We start from the raw sequence: 17,337 nt of genomic DNA, 5'->3' as shown, positions 1-17,337 counted from the left end.
TCGGCATGTGATTGCACGTGCTGGTACCCGGTCCCCGGCTCTGCGGAGCCCCGTTCAGATCCCGGTGCGCGCCTTCGACGGCGCGGACCTTCCCGGCGATCTGCGCACCACGCGCATCCCCCTCCTCGACGGCTCGCCGTCGGTGCCCGGCGGCTTCCCCGCCAAGGCATTCGCGGGCGAGGTGGTCCCGTTCAGCGTCGTGGCCTTCCGCGAGGGGCATGATCTCATCGGCGTCCACGTCCGGCTCACCTCTCCGAGCGGCGAGGAGAGCCTGCACCGGATGATCCCGCGGGCGGACGGCACGGACACGTGGGCCGCCGACATCGCCCTCGACGCCGAAGGGCTCTGGCGCTACCGCTTCGAAGCGTTCTCCGACGACTTCGCGACCTGGGCGCACGCCGCCCACGTCAAGGTCGCCGCCGGAGTCGATGTGCCGGTCATGGCGGCGCTCGGCGCCGAACTTCTCGCCCGCGCCGCTGCCGAGAAGGACCGCCCTGCTTCGCAGCGGACACGCCTCAGAGCCGATGCGAACGCACTGCGCGCGGGCGACGCCACCACCGCGGCGGCGCTTTCGGTGGATCCTGACCTCGCCGCCCTCTTCGCCGAGCGGCCGCTCATGACGCTCCGGTCGGCGTCCGCAGAGCAGGTCCTTCACGTCGACCGCACGCGCGCCGGTGTCGGTGCCTGGTACGAGTTCTTCCCGCGGTCCGAGGGCGCGAGGCGACTCAAGGACGGCACCGTCCGCAGCGGCACCTTCCGCACGGCCGCCAAGCGTCTGCCCGAGGTGTCCGCCATGGGGTTCGACGTGATCTACCTCGTGCCGATCCATCCGATCGGCACCACCAACCGCAAGGGGCGCAACAACACGCTCGTCGCGGAGCCCGGCGACCCCGGCTCTCCCTACGCCATCGGCGCCGCGGAGGGCGGCCACGACGCGATCCACCCCGAGCTCGGCACCGCCCAGGACTTCCGCGCCTTCGTCCGTGCCGCGCAGCGGAACGGCCTGGAGGTCGCGCTGGATCTGGCCCTGCAGGCCTCACCGGACCACCCGTGGGTGCGCGAACACCCCGAGTGGTTCACGACGCTGCCCGACGGGACGATCGCCTACGCGGAGAACCCTCCCAAGAAGTATCAGGACATCTACCCCCTCAACTTCGACAACGACCCGGAGGGCATCGCGGCCGAGATGCTCCGCGTGGTGCAGCACTGGGTCGGCGAGGGCGTGCGCATCTTCCGCGTCGACAACCCGCACACCAAGCCGCTCCGCTTCTGGGAGTGGCTCATCCGCACGGTGAACGAGAGCGACCCCGGGGTCGTGTTCCTCGCCGAGGCCTTCACGCGTCCCGCGGTGATGCGTGCGCTCGCCGCCGTGGGCTTCCAGCAGAGCTACAGCTACTTCACCTGGCGGAACACCAAGGCCGAGCTGGAGGAGTTCTTCACGAGCATCGCCCACGAGACCGCCGACTACATGCGGCCGAACCTCTTCGTGAACACGCACGACATCCTCACCGAGTACCTCCAGTTCGGCGGACGGGCCGCCTACCGCATCCGCGCGTGCCTGGCGGCGACCGCAGCTCCCGTGTACGGGGTGTACGCCGGCTACGAGCTCTTCGAGAACGTGGCGCGGCCCGGATCCGAGGAGAACATCGACAACGAGAAGTACGAGTACAAGTTCCGGGACTGGAGCGGCGCCGAGGAGCGCGGCGAGTCGCTGGCGCCGCTGCTGCGCCGATTGAACGAGATCCGTGCCGAGCACCCGGCGCTCCGGCAGCTGCGCAATCTGGACCTGCACTGGAGCGACGACGACGCGATCCTCGTCTACAGCAAGCACCTCGACGGCGCCTTCACCGGGACCGGGCACGACGACACGATCATCGTGGTCGCCAACGTCGACCCGCACTCCGTGCGCGAGACCACCGTGCACCTCGACACCACGCGCTGGGGCGTTCCGTCGGGCGCGTCGTACGAGGTCGAGGACCTCCTCACCGGAGCCGTGTGGACCTGGAGCGATCACAACTACGTCCGGCTCGACGCCTTCGCCGAGCCGGTGCACATCCTGAAGGTGAGGGAGCGAGCATGAGCTACACCGAGGACGTCGAAGCATCCGCCGAGTGGAGGGCCGTCGCCGACGGCGCTCACCACGACCCGCACGCCCTGCTCGGCTCGCACCCCGGCACGGATGCCGCCGACCGCACGAGCACGGTGATCCGTGCGCGCCGTCCGCTCGCCGCCTCCGTCGCTGCGGTCTTCGCCGACGGCAGCCGGCTCGAGCTGACCCACGTCGCACATGGCATCTGGGAGGCACGTCACCCCGGACCGCCCGTCCCCTACCGCCTGGCCACCCGCTACGGCGACGACCCCGAGGCCGTGGTCGGCGATCCGTACCGGCACACCCCAGTGCTGGGCGACCTGGACCTGCACCTGATCGCCGAAGGTCGGCACGAGCGGCTGTGGGAGGTGCTGGGAGCACACCCGCGCACGCACGACGGCGAGTCCGGGGTGGCCTTCGCGGTCTGGGCGCCGAACGCGACGGCCATCCGCGTCGTCGGCGACCACAACGGCTGGGACGGCGAGGGTCACGCCATGCGCTCGATGGGCGTGAGCGGCGTATGGGAGCTGTTCGTGCCCGACCTTCCCCTCGGCACCCGATACAAGTATCAGATCCGCACCAGGGCAGGCTCGTGGATCCTGAAGGCGGATCCGATGGCGAACGCCGCGCAGCTGCCCCCGGAGACGGCATCCGTGGTCACCGCCTCGTCGTACACCTGGCAGGACGGCGCGTGGATGACCCGCCGCGCCGCGACGCACGCCGTGGCGCAGCCGCTCTCGGTGTACGAGGTGCATCTGGGGTCCTGGCGCGGCGGGCTGGGCTACCGCGAGATCGCCGAGCCGCTGATCGCGCACGTCCAGGAGGCCGGCTTCACGCACGTCGAGTTCCTGCCCCTCGCCGAGCACCCGTTCGGCGGCTCGTGGGGCTACCAGGTGAGCGGCTACTACGCGCCGACGAGCCGGTACGGCTCCCCTGACGATCTGCGCCACCTCATCGACCGGCTGCACCAGGCGGGTATCGGTGTGATCCTCGACTGGGTCCCCGGCCACTTCCCCAAGGACGACTTCGCGCTGGCACGGTTCGACGGCCAGCCGCTCTACGAGCACCCGGACCCGCGCCGCGGGGAGCACCAGGACTGGGGCACCCTCATCTTCGACTACGGTCGGCCCGAGGTGCGCGGGTTCCTCGTGGCGAACGCGCTGTACTGGCTGGAGGAATTCCACATCGACGGGCTCCGCGTGGACGCCGTGGCCTCCATGCTGTACCTCGACTACTCCCGCCGCGACGGCGAATGGGAGCCGAACATCCACGGAGGCCGCGAGAACCTGGAGGCGATCCGGTTCCTGCAGGAGGTCAACGCCACCGCCTACCGGCTCCACCCGGGCATCCTCATGATCGCGGAGGAGTCCACCAGCTTCCCCGGCGTCACCGCGCCCACCGACCACGCCGGCCTCGGATTCGGCTTCAAGTGGAACATGGGGTGGATGAACGACTCCCTGCAGTACATCGCGCGCGACCCGATGTACCGCTCGCACCACGAGGGCGAGATGACGTTCTCCTTCGTGTACGCCTTCGGCGAGAACTACGTGCTGCCGATCAGCCACGACGAGGTCGTGCACGGCAAGGGCAGCCTGCTCGCGAAGATGCCGGGTGACCACTGGCACAAGCTCGCCAACGTCCGCGCGTACCTGGCATACATGTGGGGCCACCCCGGCAAGAAGCTGCTGTTCATGGGCCAGGAGTTCGGGCAGCTGGCCGAGTGGTCCGAGGGGCGGGAACTCGACTGGTGGCTGCGCGACCAGCCGTCCCACGCTCAGCTCGAAGGCTTCGTCGGAGCGATGAACCGCGTCTATCGCGTGCAGGCCCCGCTGTGGGAGCGCGACAACGACGGCTCGTCGTTCACCCGACTCGGCGCCCCGCTCTGGGACCCGGCCGTGATCGCGTTCGAACGGCGCGATGCCCACGGCGGGCGCCTCGTGGTGATCAGCAACTTCGCCGGCGTCGAGCTCACCGGCCATCGCCTCACGCTGCCGCGCGAAGGAGTGTGGCAGGAGGTGCTGAACTCGGACGCCACGGAGTACGGCGGTCGCGGCTCCGGGAACCTCGGAATGGTGGTCGCGGTCGCGGGCGACGGCGGAGCCCCGACGGCCTCGGTGACGCTGCCTGCGCTGTCCACCCTGTGGCTGCGCCACCAGCCGGAGCCGCACATCCCGACCGTCACCAACGGCTGACGGTGCGGGTCCGGATCAGAACAGCAGCGAGGAGAGTCGGTTCCGCGCCGAGATGACGCGTGGGTCCGCGGCGCCGATCAGGCCGAACAGCTCGACCAGTCGCTCCCGCACGGGTGCGCGCTCCGCGGACGGCAGCTGAGCGAAGAGGTCGAGCAGCCGCGCGAACGCGTCCTCCACGTGTCCACCGGCGAGGTCGAGGTCGGCCACGTCGAACTGCGCGGCGACGTCCAGCGGGTTCTCCGCAGCGGCGGCCCGTGCCGACTGCAGATCGAGTCCCTGGACGCGGTCGAGCAGACGGACCTGGCCGAGTCCGGCGATCGCGTCCTCGTCGCGCGGGTTCTCGGCGAGGGCCTTCTCGTACGCGCGGATCGCGGCCGCGTAGTCGCCCTGCTCGATCGCGGCGAACGCCTCGGCGTGCAACGGCGGCAGCTCGGGCTCGGACGGCTCGTCCGCGGCCTCCCCCGACGCGGCGCCATCCACGGCGAGAGTGCCGGCGACGCCGTTCTGCGCGGCCACCTGGAGCAGCTGAGCGAAGACCTCGCGCACCTGCTGTTCCGGCACGGCGCCGGTGAACATCGGCACGGGCTGCCCGGCGATGAGCGCGACGACCATCGGGATGGACTGGGCGCGGAAGCTCTGTGCCAGCTGCGGGTTGGCGTCGACGTCGACCTTGGCGAGCAGCACGCGGCCGCCAAGTTCGCGCGTGACCTTCTCGATGATGGGGCTGAGCTGCTTGCACGGCCCGCACCACTCGGCCCACAGGTCGACGACGACAGGGACCGTGCGCGAGATCTCGAGGATCTGACCGAACGTCTCGTCGGTGGCGTCGACCACGACGTCGGCGATCGCCTGCGGTGCGGCGGCAGGAGCGCCGCCTGCCGGGGCGGCAGGCCGGTTGCGCAGGCTGGAGAGGTCCACGGCGCCGCGCAGGGCGGCGGGAGAGATGTCGTTCACTTGAGCACCTTCACGGAGAGGAGGTCCTGGTGGGAGGCCAGGAGCCGGATCGGTTCGGTCGAGCCCTGCGAGGGGACCGCGAAGAACAGCTGCAGCTCGTACGTCGTCTCCACACCCTTCGGGGACTCCGTGACACCGGTGAGAGCCTTGGCCTCGGCATTGTCACCGAACCGGATCACGACGTCGCTGTTCGCTGCGGTGACGGTGCCGACGTCCAGCACCGACACGGCGACGATCGCACCGCTGTCGAGCGTGGTCATCGAAACCGGCGGTGCGGCCGTGGGCACCGCATCGAACGCGGTGAGCGCCGTCTCGGCGGCCCCGGCGTCGGCGATGTTCTGCACGACCCCCTGGCGCTGGTCGGTGAGGGACTTCGCGACCGCGAGCGCGAGCTCGTCGAACTGCCCGTAGTACTGGCTCTTCTCGCCCGCATCGACGACGTCGGCGAAGGCCGCCGCGACCTGATCCGGCGGCAGCGACAGGAAGGCGGAATCGGACGGGACCATCGCCGTGCCGAGCCAGCTGGCAGCCACCTCGGGGAACACGGCGTCGGCGGCCATCTCCGCGATGTTCGTGACCTTGTAATTGGACCACGGGTCGGCCTGCGTCATCGTGAGCAGGACAGGGGGAACCGTCTCGTCCCCCTCGTTCTGGGTCAGCATGAGCACGGTTCGCGGCCACCGATCGGTCGCCTCCGGCAACAGCACCTGTACGTCGTCCGTCGGGATCACGGCGGGAAGCGGCCGGTCGGTCAGGGTCGCGCGCAGGGCGTAGTCGGTGGTGCGGGTCTCCAGCGCGGCACCGGCGAGACGCGTGGACGCGAGGTCAATGTCGAGCGCGGTGTCCGCCTCCACGAGCGTGTCGGACACGCTCTTCAGGATGCGCGAGGCCTGCGACTCGGTGACAGCCGGCGGCTTCTGGTTCTCGGGCGCGATCACCGTCGGCGACGGGGAGGGCGAAGCGGACGCGTCCCCGAGCTGCGGCCAGGAGTCCGCGGTGCATCCCGCAGCGAGCAGCGCCGTGAGCCCGAGCGCGGGGAGGGCCAGCATCCGACGGCGGCTCGCACGGCGTGCTCGCATCGAGGACTTCCCTTCCTCTCCCCTGTGCTCCTTCTCGGTTCCCTCATCGACGACCTCGGCGTCTTCCACGCCGGCGTCGGTTGACGGCGTCCGGGCGTCCGACGGCGACTCGATGGCTGCGCGCTCTGCGGGCGGGAGCGCGGCCACGTCGATCGGCTGGGTCGTCGGGAGCGGCCCTGGGCCCTTGCGGCGGGGTCCGCGACCGCGACGCTGGTGGCGGATCGCGAGCACGTACAGGATGAGTCCGACCGCCAGCACCAGGCCACCGGCCACCATGAGCGGGCCGGCCAACGGCGTGCTGTTGTCGAGAGGCCAGGAGACGACGATGTCATCGGGAGCGTCCTTGGTGCCGTCGTAGGCGATCAGGACGCTCGTGCCTTCGGGTAGCTGCATGTTGTCCGAGATCAGGAGGTTCTCGGCGCTGAACGAGTCCAGCCACAGGTCCGAGCCGACGGGGTTGCGGCCTGGAGTGTCTTCCGCCGGCTCCTCCGCGGATGCCGTCGGGTCCGGCGTCGGCGTGGCAGCGCCTTCGGACGGCTCACCCGCTTCGTCCTCCTCGGGGGCGGACCTGTGCTGCACGACGAACTCGCCGTCATCGCCCACCGAGACGTGGTTGTAGTCCGAGTCCGCCAGCCAGGCCTGCATGTCGGCGGTGCGCCCGTAGCTGGCGAAGATCTCGCCGTCGCCCTCGATGCGGAGGGTCTGCGAACCCGGATTGGTGCGGAGGACGTCGCCGTCCATCAGGACGAACGGCGCGGGCTCCTCGATCTCGACCTGTTCCTTCTGGGCGGAGGGGCCGACGAAGACGGTTCGCTGAGCGATACCCGCACCGATCAGCACCGCGGCCAGCACGAAGGCCACCACGGCCCATACGAAACGCACGAATAGTCTCCTCACGCGCCGCGATTCCCGCCCGCGGCGCCACACTCGACATTTCAGACTAGCGAAGTCACCTGTGTGTTGCCCACGAGGGGTTTCCGCGGACCGACGACGGCACGTCGTCACGGCGGGGCGCCGCGGGCTCGATAACCTTGCTCCAGTCGTCGTCGAGGAGCCCACATGAAGATCCACAGCCCCTTCCGCACCGCCCTCGTGGCGACGCTCGGCGTGGGGCTCGGAATCCTCCTCATTAGCAGCGTGCAGACGCTGTCGACGGTCCTCCTCTACATCGGCACCGCCCTGTTCCTCAGCCTCGGCCTCGATCCGCTGGTGTCGTTCCTCGAACGGCGGCGCCTGCCCCGCTGGCTCGCCGTGCTGGTCACGATCCTCGCCGTGCTCGCCGTGTTCGTCGGCATCGTCCTGATCGTGCTTCCGGTCCTCGTCGACCAGATCTCACAGCTGATCGTCCAGATCACCGCGATCGTCCAGCGCGGCTCCGCGATCGACGAGCTCAAGGACTGGATCCAGGAGGCGTTCCCGAACCTGCTGGTCGACGACGTGTTCAGCTACGTCGAGGAGTGGCTGACGACCAACCTCGCGGAGATCGGGGGCTCGATCGGTCAGGGCGTCCTGATCGCCAGCGGCGCGGTGCTCAGCGGCGTCTTCGGCGCCTTCATCGTCCTGATCCTCACCATCTACCTCACCGCGTCGACCCCCTCGCTCAAGCGGGCCGTCTACCAACTCGTCCCCGCCTCGAAGCGCGACCGCTTCATCGACCTGGCCGAGCAGATCACGGACTCGGTGGGCTACTACGTGATGGGTCAGGTCACGCAGGGCGTCATCAACGGCGTTCTCAGCGCGGTCTACCTGTCCATCATCGAGGCGCCGTTCCCGGCCGTCCTCGCGGTGATCGCGTTCTTCTTCTCGCTGATCCCCCTGGTCGGGACACTCACCGGCTCGACCATCATCGTCCTGGTCTGCCTGATCCCCGGCCTGGGTTCACCGGCCACCGCCGTCGCCGCAGGCATCTACTACCTGATCTACATGCAGATCGAGGCGTATGTGATCTCGCCGCGCATCATGAGCCGTGCGGTCTCCGTCCCCGGCGCCGTCGTGGTGGTGGCCGCGCTCGCGGGCGGCAGCCTGCTCGGTCTGCTCGGGGCGCTCATCGCCATCCCGGTGGCAGCGAGCATCCTGATCATCTACCGCCAGGTGCTGATCCCCCGGATGAACGAGCTGTGATCCGCGCTCCCGCGGTCAGTCGACTGCGGGCCAGTGCGTGGGAAGCGGCAGCGCGGACGGATTCACCGCGGCGACGATCTCCGTCAGCACGCGGCGGGTCTGCGTCTCCCCCACCCATAGGTGCTTTCCGCCGTCGACGGCGATCAGCCGTGCCTGCGGGACCGAGGCGAAGCGCTTCCGCGCCTCCTCGGGTCGCAGGTAGTCGTCGAACTCGGGCACCAGGATCACGATCTCGGCGTCGGAGTCGGCCCAGGCGGCGACCTCGTCGTCCGTGGCACGGTGCAGCGGCGGCGACAGCAGGATGACGCCCTCGACATCGTGATCCCTGCCGTACTTGAGCGCGAGCTCGGTGCCGAACGACCAGCCCACGAGCCACGGGCGCGGAAGGGCACGGTCTCGGACGAGGTCCATGGCCGCGGCGACGTCGAACTGCTCGGAGTGCCCGCCGTCGAACGCGCCCTGGCTCGTGCCGCGGGGCGACGTCGTGCCGCGGGTGTTGAATCGGAGCACGGCGAGGTCCGCCAAGGCGGGAAGCCGTGCGGCGGCCTTCCGCAGGATGTGCGAATCCATGAAGCCCCCGGCGGTCGGGAGCGGGTGCAGCGTCACGAGGGTCGCCACCGGCTCTGCGGTCTCCGGGAGTGCGAGCTCACCCACCAGCGTCAGACCGTCGGCGGTGGTCAGCTCGACGTCCTCGCGTTGCGCCGGAAGCTCCAGCGGCCCGCGGATCTCGATGGTCATGCGATCCTCCAACAGTGGTTGTGCCAGTGCCGTCGATCGGCAAGGGCGGCCGCGTCGCCGAGCACCCCGTCCGCGCGCCAGGCGACGAGATGCGCAGTCCCCGGCTCGATGCTCCGCCCGCACCCCGGGCAGGCGTACTCCTTCTGCGCCTGCACGGCGGACACCGGCTGCACGGTCCATTCCACGCCCCGTCGGACCTCAGAGCGCTTCCACCCCGCGAGCAGGCGCTCGAAGGAGTCCTCGGCGTCAGGGCGCGCGGAAGGGCGGCGGCGTGAGCGTGGCATGGTGCCTGCTCACCACCAGTGGTTCGTGGTCCAGAAGTTGTACGCGCCGGCCCAGCTGCCGTAGCGACCCGTGGCGTAGCCGTTCGCCCAGCGGAGGTTGTCCACCGGGTTGTAGCCGTTGCCCGGCACCTTGCTGCACGGCAGCGCCTGGACGAGACCGCACGCACCGGACGACTTGTTGGTCGCGTTCGGGTTCCAGCCGCTCTCCCGCGAGACGATGTAGTCGACGTACTGCCAGTCGCTCTGCGCAATCCCGGCGGCCGCCATCCACTCCGCAGGGGCGCCGCCGCCGGTGTACGGCGGCAGGGACCCGCCACCGGAGGAACCGCCTCGGGAACCGGACGCCGCGGTCGGCACGGGCGGCGGAGGAGGCGGCGGCTTGGGCTTCACGTAGACCTCGAAGGTCCCGCGGACGATGGGCGCGATCTCCGCACCCTCGACCGTGACGGTCAGGTTCTGCGTGTCGGCGAGAGCCGCCGCGTAGACGGAATCGGGCGCGTCCTGGACCGGCGGCTCCGCGAGGGCCACACCGGTGGGAGCCACCATCGCTCCAGCGAACCCCACCACCGCGAGGGCGCTGAACACACCGACCACACCACGACGACGCGACCAGCGGCGCGTGCCGCCGCGCGTCGACGCCGGGGTCGCTGCGGGCGCCGGCGAGGCGTCGCTTCGTTCGAGATTCATGTCGTTTCGGGAGTACACGATGGATGACAGTTTACGCACACGAGCCTGAACAGGCCATCGATCGCGTCAGCGCACCGCCAGGATCACGTCGATCGTGGCATCCAGCAGCGCGTCCACCTGTTCCTCGCGGTAGCCGCCGCGCTGCATGCGGAAGGCGGCGGAGCGCAGCTGCTCGGCGGTCAGCGCCTCGCCGTCCCGCAGGTAGCGCACGATGCGCGACATGACGTGATCGACCTCGTCGATGCGGTAGCCGAACGTCAGCAGTCCGGTGCGGGCGAAGCGGTGGCGGCGAGGCCGGGCGAGGTGATCGAGGATGACCTGCGCGTCTTCCCGCGCACGCTCGACCCAGGCGCCGGCGCCGAGCGCGCGGACCGAGCGCTCGCGCTCTCTCGCAGCGAAGGCGTCCTCCACACGCGCGAGCGCCGCGTCCACATCCGCGACCACGTAGCCCTCCTTGACGAGCGGGAACGACGCCGTGCGCACGTCCTCCGCCGTCAGCTCATCGCCCCCGGCCTCGAACGCCCGCCGCGCCGAGGCGAGGAACGTGTCCACCGCCGAGCGGTGGTATCCGCGCTCTCGTCCCGAGGTCACCGCGAACGCCGGCCGGGTCGCGGCCTGCCTCTGCTCGTCGATCCGGTTGTCGGTCATCACAGCACCACCCAGGGAGAGAGGAGGAAGTACAGGCACAGCGCAGGGATCGTCGACGGCAGGATGCTGTCCAGGCGATCGAGCAGGCCACCATGGCCCGGGAGCCACGAGCTCATGTCCTTGATGCCGAGATCGCGCTTGAGCATGGACTCCCCGAGGTCGCCGAGCGTGGCGGACAGCAGGATCGCCGCCCCGAAGATCACGCCGCCCCACCACGGCAGATCGAGCAGGAACATCGCCAGGAGCACGCCGGCGACCAGGGACGCGACGACGGCGCCCCCGAAGCCCTCCCACGTCTTCTTCGGGCTGATGCGCGGCGCCATCGGGTGCCGGCCGAACGCGAGTCCCGCGGCGTAAGCACCCGTGTCGGCCGCGACGGCGATCGCGATGAAGCTGAGCACCCACCACTGACCGCCTTCCTGTTCGAGCAGGATCAGGGCGACGCCGGCGAGGAAGGGGACGTACACCTGCACGAATCCGCCGATCACGGCGTCCGTGAGCACATCCCCGTACGTGCGGCCGTCCTGGGCCAGCATCTGGGCGACGAGCCGCCACACGATCACGAAGGCGACCGCGACGAAGAGCATCACCCAGGCCAGCCAGGGCTCGGCGAAGTATGCGGAGAGCACGAGGAAAGCCGCGGCGATGAGCTGCGGGACGACGTCGACCCGGCGGCCGGCCGCCCGCAGCGCCCGAGACAGCTCGTACACGCCCATGAGCGCGGCGGCCAGGGCGAACGGCACGAACAGCGCCTTGATGAACAGCAGTGACGCGAGGAGCGCGCCGCCGAAGGCGAGGCCGATCAGGATCGCCAGCACGAGGTCCCGGCCGGTGCGCTGCTTGATGCGCTCGTTCGCCTGATCGAACTGGTCCCGCGCGTGCGACACGTGCGTGCCGAACTCATCCCGCGCCGCCCGCCACTGCTCGCGGATCGCGTTGTGGTCCGCGGTGTCGAGCCGCTGTCCCCATCCGGGCGACGACTCCTCGGACGACGGCAGCGGTGGCCGCGGCGGCACACTCCCGGTGTCGAATGCGGGGAAGGCCGCGTCGCCGAGCGGAACGCCGACGGCAGGCGACTCCGCGTCCCGCGCCTCCCGGCGCGTGAGCGGCTCGCCCCCCTCTGCGTCTCGCGTTTCGTCGGACATGCGGACTACACCTCGAGGAGTTCTGCCTCTTTGCGCTTGAGCGCGTCGTCGATCAGGTCGACGTGCTGGCGCGTCAGAGCGTCCAGCTCCTTCTCGCCACGGGCGATCTCGTCCTCGCCGAGCTCGCTCTTGAGGGCGTCGAGCTCGTCCTTGGCCTTGCGCCGGATGCCACGCACGTGCACCTTGGCGTCCTCGCCCTTCGACTTCACGAGCTTGACGTACTCCTTGCGACGCTCGGCCGTCAGCTCCGGCATGGTGACGCGCACCAGGTTGCCGTCGTTCGTCGGGTTCGCACCGAGGTTCGGCATCTCGCGGATGGCCTGCTCGATCGCCTTCAGCGCGGACTTGTCGTACGGCGTGATGATGAGCGTGCGCGCCTCCTGGTTGGCCAGCGAGGCGAGCTGAGCGAGAGGCGTCGGCGTGCCGTAGTAGTCGACAAGCACCTTCTGGAAGAGCTGCGGGTTCGCGCGGCCCGTGCGCACCGTGGAGAAGTCCTCCTTGGCAGCCTCGACAGCCCGAGACATACGGGTGGTGGTTTCAGCGAGGACGTCCGCGATCACGGTGACTCCTATCGTCGGGGTGTTCTGGAAATTCTATCGGGCTGGCTCCGCTCGCCCGTGCAGGCGCTCAGGCGGTGACCAGTGTTCCGATGGTCTCGCCCAGTAGAGCGCGCGTGACGTTGCCCGCCGGCTCCATGCCGAACACGCGCATGTCCATGTTGTTGTCCATGCAGAGGCTGAACGCGGTCGAGTCGACGACCTTGAGGCCCTGCTGCAGGGCGTCGCGATAGGTCACGCGTTCGATGCGCTCGGCATCGGCGTGCTTGTTGGGGTCGGCGGTGTAGATCGCATCGACGCCGTTCTTCGCGACCAGGACCTCCTGTGCCCCGATCTCGAGCGCCCGCTGGGCAGCCACCGTGTCCGTGGAGAAGTAGGGCAGGCCTGCGCCGGCGCCGAAGATCACGACGCGCCCCTTCTCCATGTGCCGCTCCGCGCGACGCGGGATGTACGGCTCGGCCACCTGAGTCATCGAGATGGCGGACTGCACGCGCGTCGCGGCACCCGCCTGCTCGAGGAAGTCCTGCAGAGCGAGCGCGTTCATGACCGTGCCCAGCATGCCCATGTAATCCGCGCGCCCGCGGTCCATGCCGCGCTGGCTGAGCTCGGCACCCCGGAAGAAGTTCCCGCCGCCGACGACGACGGCGACCTCGACGCGATCCACCGCCGCAGCGATCTCGCGGGCCATCTGGCTGACGACATCGGGGTTGACCCCCAGCTGCCCGGCGCCGAACGCCTCTCCGGAGAGCTTCAGGAGGACGCGACGGCGTCCGGTGCGTTCAGTCATGGTGGGTGTCCTCTCGTCCCGATTCAAGATAGTGCCTTGTGGGCATGAAGAAGGGGTTCGGATCATGCGATCCGAACCCCTTCGACAGTGCTACGCGCCGACCTTGAAGCGCGCGAAGTCCGTCACGGTGATACCGGCGTCCTTCGCCACCTGGGCGACGGAGAGCTTGTTGTCCTTCGCGTAGTCCTGCTCGAGCAGGGCGACCTGCTTGATGAACGCGGCGACACGACCCTCGACGATCTTCGGCAGAGCCGCTTCCGGCTTGCCCTCGTTGCGCGAGATCTCGGTGACGATCTCCCGCTCCTTCTCGACTGCCTCTGCCGGGACGTCCTCGCGAGAGAGGTACGACGGGTTGGCGAACGAGATGTGCTGGGCGATGCTCCGCGCGGTCGCCGCGTCGTCACCCGTGTAGGCGACGACGACACCGATCTGCGGGGGCAGGTCCTTGCTCGTGCGGTGCAGGTAGACCTCGACGCTGTCGCCGGAGACCGTGCGCACGCGACGGAGCTCGACCTTCTCGCCGATGATCGCCGCCTCCTCGGAGATGAGCTGCTCGACGGACTTGTCGCCCGCCTGCGCCGCGAGGGCGGCCTCGACGGAGTCGGCCTTGACGGCGGCGACGGCGTCGGCCACCTTGTCGGCCAGGGCGATGAAGCGGTCGTTCTTCGCGACGAAGTCCGTCTCGCAGGCGAGCTCGACGAGCGTCACAGCGCCGTCCTGCTCGCGAGCGACGACCAGGCCCTCGCTGGTGGAACGGTCGGCGCGCTTGGCGTTGCCCTTCGCACCCTTCAGCCGCAGGATCTCGGTGGCCTTCTCGACGTCGCCGTCAGCCTCCTCGAGCGCCTTCTTGGTGTCGACCATTCCGGTGCCGAGCTGCTCACGCAGCGCCTTGAGGTCCGCGATGGTGAAGTTGGCCATGTGTGGTGGCTCCTTGCTTCGTGATGTGTGTGATGAACGAGGGTTACTTGGCGTCTGCGGCCTCGGCGGCGGCGACCTCGGAGGCCTCCTCGCCGGAAGCGGCGGCGATCGCCTCGTCGTGTGCCTCGGCGCCGGCCTCGTCGGCGGCGGTCGCGTCGGCGGCAGGCGTCTCGACGACAGCGGCCTCGTCAGCGGCGGTCGTGACCTCGGCGGCGTCGGCGGACTCCTGGGCCGGAGCCTCGAGAAGCTCCTTCTCCCACTCGGCCAGCGGCTCCGCGTCGCCCGACTCCGGGTTGTGCTTCTGCTGCAGGCCCTCGGCCGCGGCGTCGGCGATGATGCGCGTCAGCAGCGAGACCGAACGGATCGCGTCGTCGTTGCCGGGGATCGGGTACTGGAAGTCGTCCGGGTCGGCGTTCGTGTCGAGGATGCCGATCACGGGGATGCCGAGCTTCTTGGCCTCGTCGATCGCGAGGTGCTCGCGCTTCGCGTCCACGACCCAGAGGGCCGAGGGGGTCTTGGTGAGGTTGCGGATGCCGCCGAGCGACTTGTGCAGCTTGTCGAGCTCGCGCTTCTTGAGCAGCAGCTCCTTCTTCGTGAAGCCGGAGGCCGCAGGGTTCTCGTAGTCGAGCTCCTCGAGCTCCTTCATGCGGGCGAGACGCTTCGCGATGGTGGAGAAGTTGGTGAGGAGGCCACCGAGCCAGCGCTGGTTGACGTACGGCTGGCCGACGCGCGTGGCCTGCTCCGCCAGGATCTCCTGCGCCTGCTTCTTGGTGCCGACGAAGAGGATCGTGCCACCGTGGGCGACGGTCTCCTTGACGAAGTCGTAGGCCTTGTCGATGTAGCCCAGCGACTGCTGCAGGTCGATGATGTGGATGCCGCTGCGCTCCGTGAGGATGAAGCGCTTCACCTTCGGGTTCCACCGGCGGGTCTGGTGTCCGAAGTGCACGCCGCTGTCGAGCAGCTGGCGGATGGTGACCACAGCCATGGTCGTCTCCTGATTCTGGCGCTCTGCGGCGCCGTTGAGGTTGTCAAGCCGGTCGGATGACCGGACTTCCTGGTGCCCGGCTCACGCCCACCTGCTCGGAAGCAGGACCTGAGGGAGTGATGCCACGAGTGAATCGCCGTGGGCACGCGTAGTCACCCCGAGATCGAGGTGCTCCCCCAGCATACAGGATCGGAGGCCCGGTCTCCCCCTCCACAGCAGGGCGCACCGGCGGGCTCTCCCCTACCACCGCGAGGGTCTCGCACCCGGGGACATGAACCGCCACCTTCGCGACAACACTGCGAGGATGCCTCCTGCTCGCCGCCGTCGCCGCGCCACGCTCCTGTCGGTCTTCGCACTGCTGCTCACGGTGGTGGCGCCGCCCAGCGCCGCGGACGCCGCACGATCACTCGAGCACCCGTCGTCGGCGACCCCGGAGTCGCCTCTCGGCCAGGCTCGGGCATCGACGGCCAGAGCGTCGTCCTCCGAAGCCCCGTGGGCATCGACGGCACCGGAGTCACGGTTCGGGCGCCCGAGAGCGTCGGCCGCCCCGGCATCGCCGTTCGCACGACCGTGGGCGTCGGGGACTCTGGCGATCGACCAGCCGGGCGAGCCCGGTCTGCCGCTCTGGCAGTGGCCGGTCGACGGCGGACGGAGCGTGCTCGCGGCATACCGGGCGCCGGCGCACGCATACGGCGCCGGGCACCGTGGGATCGACGTGGCCGCCTCACCGGGAGGCGAGGTGCACGCCCCGGCGGACGGCATCGTCGCCTTCAGCGGCACGGTGGTCGATCGTCCGCTGGTGACGATCCGCCACGACGACGGCCTCGTCAGCACGCTCGAGCCCGTCATGTCCGCGCTTCTCCCCGGCGACGCGGTGCACCGCGGGCAGCCCGTCGGCGCACTCGCCTCCGGCGGGCACACCCCTCCCGGAGCGCTGCATCTGGGGGTCCGTCTCAACGGGGCCTATATCAATCCGCTGCTGCTCTACGGCGGTGCACCTCGCGCGGTGCTGCTCCCCTGCTGCGACGGGTGACCGCCGGCGTCAGGCGCGCGGATGCGCGAGACGATACGTGGCGGTCAGCCGCTCGGCGGAGACGTGCGTGTAGATCTGGGTGGTGCCGAGGCTGGCGTGACCGAGGATCTCCTGCACGGCGCGGAGATCCGCTCCGCCGTCGAGTAGATGCGTGGCCGCGGTGTGTCTGAGAGCGTGCGGTCCGATGGTCTCGGCGCCGACGACCGGTGCGAGCACGCGTGCCACCAGAGCGTAGACCGTTCGCGGCCCGAGTCGACCTCCCCTCACGCCGAGGAACAACGCGGGGCCAGGCGTCGCGGCGCGCGCGACCAGGACGGGTCGTGCACGCGTCAGATAGGCGCCGAGTGCATCGCGAGCCGGCGCCCCGAAGGGGACGACACGCTCCTTCGATCCCTTGCCGAGCACCCGCACCGTGCCGCGTGTGAGATCCAGATCGTCGACGTCGAGACCGCACAGCTCGGACACGCGAATGCCGGCCGCGTAGAGGAGCTCGAGCACGGCGTGGTCACGGAGTGCGATCGGGTCCCCACTCTCCGCCGCGTCGCGCTGAGCGTCGAGCAGCTGGAACATCGCATCCCGGGACGCCACCGTCGGCAGGGTGCGCGCGCGTTTCGGCGCGACCAGCCGGATACTCGGGTCGACGGCGATCAGCTCGTGCTCGCTCGCCCACCCGAAGAAGGAACGAGCGGCCGCCGCACGCCGCGCCAGGGTCGATCTCGCGTCGCCGCGCTGCGTGGCGTGCCAGAGCCAATCGCGCAGGCTCTCCAGATCGATCTCTGTCAGCGCGCCCCCGCCCACGGCCTCACCGAGGTCCCGGAGGTCCGAGCGATACGCCCTCACCGTCGCCGGAGACAGCCGACGCACCTTCTCGAGGTGGTCGGCGAAAGCCTCGACCGCGATCGCATAGTCCACGAGAACAGCTTGCCCCGATCGCGTCGTCCCCGCCCCTCGCCCCGCCGGACGCCGCTCATCGGCGACAGCGCACGGCCGCCAACCCTCCGCGTCGGAGCGGGACGACACCGACGTCCGTCCTGCACGCACTCGACTGCCCGCCTCGCCGCCCTGGTGCCGCAGCCGTCGCATCAGAACGAGATGCGACGTCACCCCCTGCACTCTCTGT

At 69.9% G+C, this 17,337-nt stretch carries 16 protein-coding genes; 4 read left to right on the top strand and 12 right to left on the bottom strand.

The features are described 5' to 3' along the window. Positions 1-7 precede the first annotated feature (7 nt). Complete coding sequence (locus M3C17_RS03385; protein ID WP_259976232.1) at positions 8-2,080, top strand: alpha-1,4-glucan--maltose-1-phosphate maltosyltransferase; 2,073 nt, start codon at positions 8-10, stop codon at positions 2,078-2,080. After that, entirely contained in the window at positions 2,077-4,281 is a 2,205-nt protein-coding gene (gene glgB / locus M3C17_RS03380; protein WP_259976231.1) for a 1,4-alpha-glucan branching protein GlgB, read from the top strand. The genes M3C17_RS03385 and glgB overlap by 4 nt, the downstream gene beginning before the upstream one ends. A 15-nt stretch (positions 4,282-4,296) precedes the next feature. Here the strand turns inward: glgB and M3C17_RS03375 are convergent, their stop codons facing one another. After that, on the bottom strand, positions 4,297-5,235 hold the full coding sequence (locus M3C17_RS03375; RefSeq protein ID WP_259976230.1) for a tetratricopeptide repeat protein: 939 nt from the start codon (positions 5,233-5,235) through the stop codon (positions 4,297-4,299). Beyond that, a complete protein-coding gene (locus M3C17_RS03370) occupies positions 5,232-7,196 on the bottom strand; it encodes a glycosyl transferase (RefSeq protein WP_259976229.1) in 1,965 nt (654 codons plus the stop codon). The genes M3C17_RS03375 and M3C17_RS03370 overlap by 4 nt, the downstream gene beginning before the upstream one ends. Before the next feature lie 177 nt (positions 7,197-7,373). Between M3C17_RS03370 and M3C17_RS03365 the strand changes: the two genes are divergently transcribed. After that, on the top strand, positions 7,374-8,435 hold the full coding sequence (locus tag M3C17_RS03365) for an AI-2E family transporter (protein ID WP_259976228.1): 1,062 nt from the start codon (positions 7,374-7,376) through the stop codon (positions 8,433-8,435). A 15-nt stretch (positions 8,436-8,450) separates the two neighbouring features. Here the strand turns inward: M3C17_RS03365 and M3C17_RS03360 are convergent, their stop codons facing one another. The 9 genes from M3C17_RS03360 to rpsB form a co-directional block, all read right to left on the bottom strand. Further along, complete coding sequence (locus M3C17_RS03360) at positions 8,451-9,173, bottom strand: alpha/beta hydrolase (RefSeq protein WP_259976227.1); 723 nt, start codon at positions 9,171-9,173, stop codon at positions 8,451-8,453. Then, positions 9,170-9,457, bottom strand: coding sequence for a hypothetical protein (locus M3C17_RS03355; RefSeq protein ID WP_259976226.1), 288 nt, complete (start codon positions 9,455-9,457; stop codon positions 9,170-9,172). Before M3C17_RS03355 ends, M3C17_RS03360 begins: the two co-directional genes overlap by 4 nt. Positions 9,458-9,466: 9 nt before the next feature. Beyond that, positions 9,467-10,144 (bottom strand): lytic transglycosylase domain-containing protein, encoded by a 678-nt coding sequence (locus M3C17_RS03350; RefSeq protein WP_259976225.1) that lies wholly within the window; start codon positions 10,142-10,144, stop codon positions 9,467-9,469. A gap of 66 nt (positions 10,145-10,210) precedes the next feature. Further along, complete coding sequence (locus M3C17_RS03345; protein ID WP_259976224.1) at positions 10,211-10,792, bottom strand: DivIVA domain-containing protein; 582 nt, start codon at positions 10,790-10,792, stop codon at positions 10,211-10,213. Then, positions 10,792-11,937, bottom strand: a complete 1,146-nt coding sequence (locus M3C17_RS03340) for a phosphatidate cytidylyltransferase (RefSeq protein WP_259976223.1) — start codon at positions 11,935-11,937, stop codon at positions 10,792-10,794. Before M3C17_RS03340 ends, M3C17_RS03345 begins: the two co-directional genes overlap by 1 nt. Positions 11,938-11,942: 5 nt before the next feature. Beyond that, entirely contained in the window at positions 11,943-12,497 is a 555-nt protein-coding gene (frr, locus tag M3C17_RS03335) for a ribosome recycling factor (protein WP_259976222.1), read from the bottom strand. A 67-nt stretch (positions 12,498-12,564) separates the two neighbouring features. Further along, the gene (pyrH, locus tag M3C17_RS03330; RefSeq protein ID WP_259976221.1) at positions 12,565-13,281 is read right to left on the bottom strand and encodes a UMP kinase; all 717 of its coding nucleotides are present in this window, start codon (positions 13,279-13,281) and stop codon (positions 12,565-12,567) included. A 90-nt stretch (positions 13,282-13,371) separates the two neighbouring features. Then, positions 13,372-14,199, bottom strand: a complete 828-nt coding sequence (gene tsf, locus M3C17_RS03325; RefSeq protein WP_259976220.1) for a translation elongation factor Ts — start codon at positions 14,197-14,199, stop codon at positions 13,372-13,374. 43 nt (positions 14,200-14,242) lie between these two features. Beyond that, complete coding sequence (rpsB, locus tag M3C17_RS03320; RefSeq protein ID WP_259976219.1) at positions 14,243-15,184, bottom strand: 30S ribosomal protein S2; 942 nt, start codon at positions 15,182-15,184, stop codon at positions 14,243-14,245. A 304-nt stretch (positions 15,185-15,488) separates the two neighbouring features. Here rpsB and M3C17_RS03315 point away from each other — a divergent pair, with 304 nt between their 5' ends. After that, positions 15,489-16,217 (top strand): murein hydrolase activator EnvC, encoded by a 729-nt coding sequence (locus M3C17_RS03315; protein WP_259976218.1) that lies wholly within the window; start codon positions 15,489-15,491, stop codon positions 16,215-16,217. 9 nt (positions 16,218-16,226) lie between these two features. Here M3C17_RS03315 and M3C17_RS03310 read toward each other — a convergent pair whose 3' ends face one another. Next, positions 16,227-17,129: a tyrosine recombinase XerC gene (locus tag M3C17_RS03310; RefSeq protein ID WP_259976217.1), complete on the bottom strand. Its 903-nt coding sequence runs from the start codon at positions 17,127-17,129 to the stop codon at positions 16,227-16,229. Between the last annotated feature and the right edge of the window lie 208 nt (positions 17,130-17,337).

This window comes from Microbacterium sp. p3-SID336, from assembly GCF_025143365.1.
Classification (GTDB): domain Bacteria; phylum Actinomycetota; class Actinomycetes; order Actinomycetales; family Microbacteriaceae; genus Microbacterium.
The sequence above is the reverse complement of the archived record's forward strand: the minus strand, read 5'-3'. Positions and strand labels throughout refer to the sequence as shown.

What these genes read in the sequence shown, in the direction of transcription:
- M3C17_RS03340 (WP_259976223.1), bottom strand. Translation starts at nt 11,937, where the DNA reads ATGTCCGACGAAACGCGAGACGCAGAGGGGGGCGAGCCGCTCACGCGC.
- M3C17_RS03355 (WP_259976226.1), bottom strand. Translation starts at nt 9,457, where the DNA reads ATGCCACGCTCACGCCGCCGCCCTTCCGCGCGCCCTGACGCCGAGGAC.
- M3C17_RS03360 (WP_259976227.1), bottom strand. Translation starts at nt 9,173, where the DNA reads ATGACCATCGAGATCCGCGGGCCGCTGGAGCTTCCGGCGCAACGCGAG.
- tsf (WP_259976220.1), bottom strand. Translation starts at nt 14,199, where the DNA reads ATGGCCAACTTCACCATCGCGGACCTCAAGGCGCTGCGTGAGCAGCTC.
- M3C17_RS03345 (WP_259976224.1), bottom strand. Translation starts at nt 10,792, where the DNA reads ATGACCGACAACCGGATCGACGAGCAGAGGCAGGCCGCGACCCGGCCG.
- pyrH (WP_259976221.1), bottom strand. Translation starts at nt 13,281, where the DNA reads ATGACTGAACGCACCGGACGCCGTCGCGTCCTCCTGAAGCTCTCCGGA.
- M3C17_RS03365 (WP_259976228.1), top strand. Translation starts at nt 7,374, where the DNA reads ATGAAGATCCACAGCCCCTTCCGCACCGCCCTCGTGGCGACGCTCGGC.
- rpsB (WP_259976219.1), bottom strand. Translation starts at nt 15,184, where the DNA reads ATGGCTGTGGTCACCATCCGCCAGCTGCTCGACAGCGGCGTGCACTTC.
- M3C17_RS03315 (WP_259976218.1), top strand. Translation starts at nt 15,489, where the DNA reads ATGCCTCCTGCTCGCCGCCGTCGCCGCGCCACGCTCCTGTCGGTCTTC.
- glgB (WP_259976231.1), top strand. Translation starts at nt 2,077, where the DNA reads ATGAGCTACACCGAGGACGTCGAAGCATCCGCCGAGTGGAGGGCCGTC.
- M3C17_RS03350 (WP_259976225.1), bottom strand. Translation starts at nt 10,144, where the DNA reads ATGAATCTCGAACGAAGCGACGCCTCGCCGGCGCCCGCAGCGACCCCG.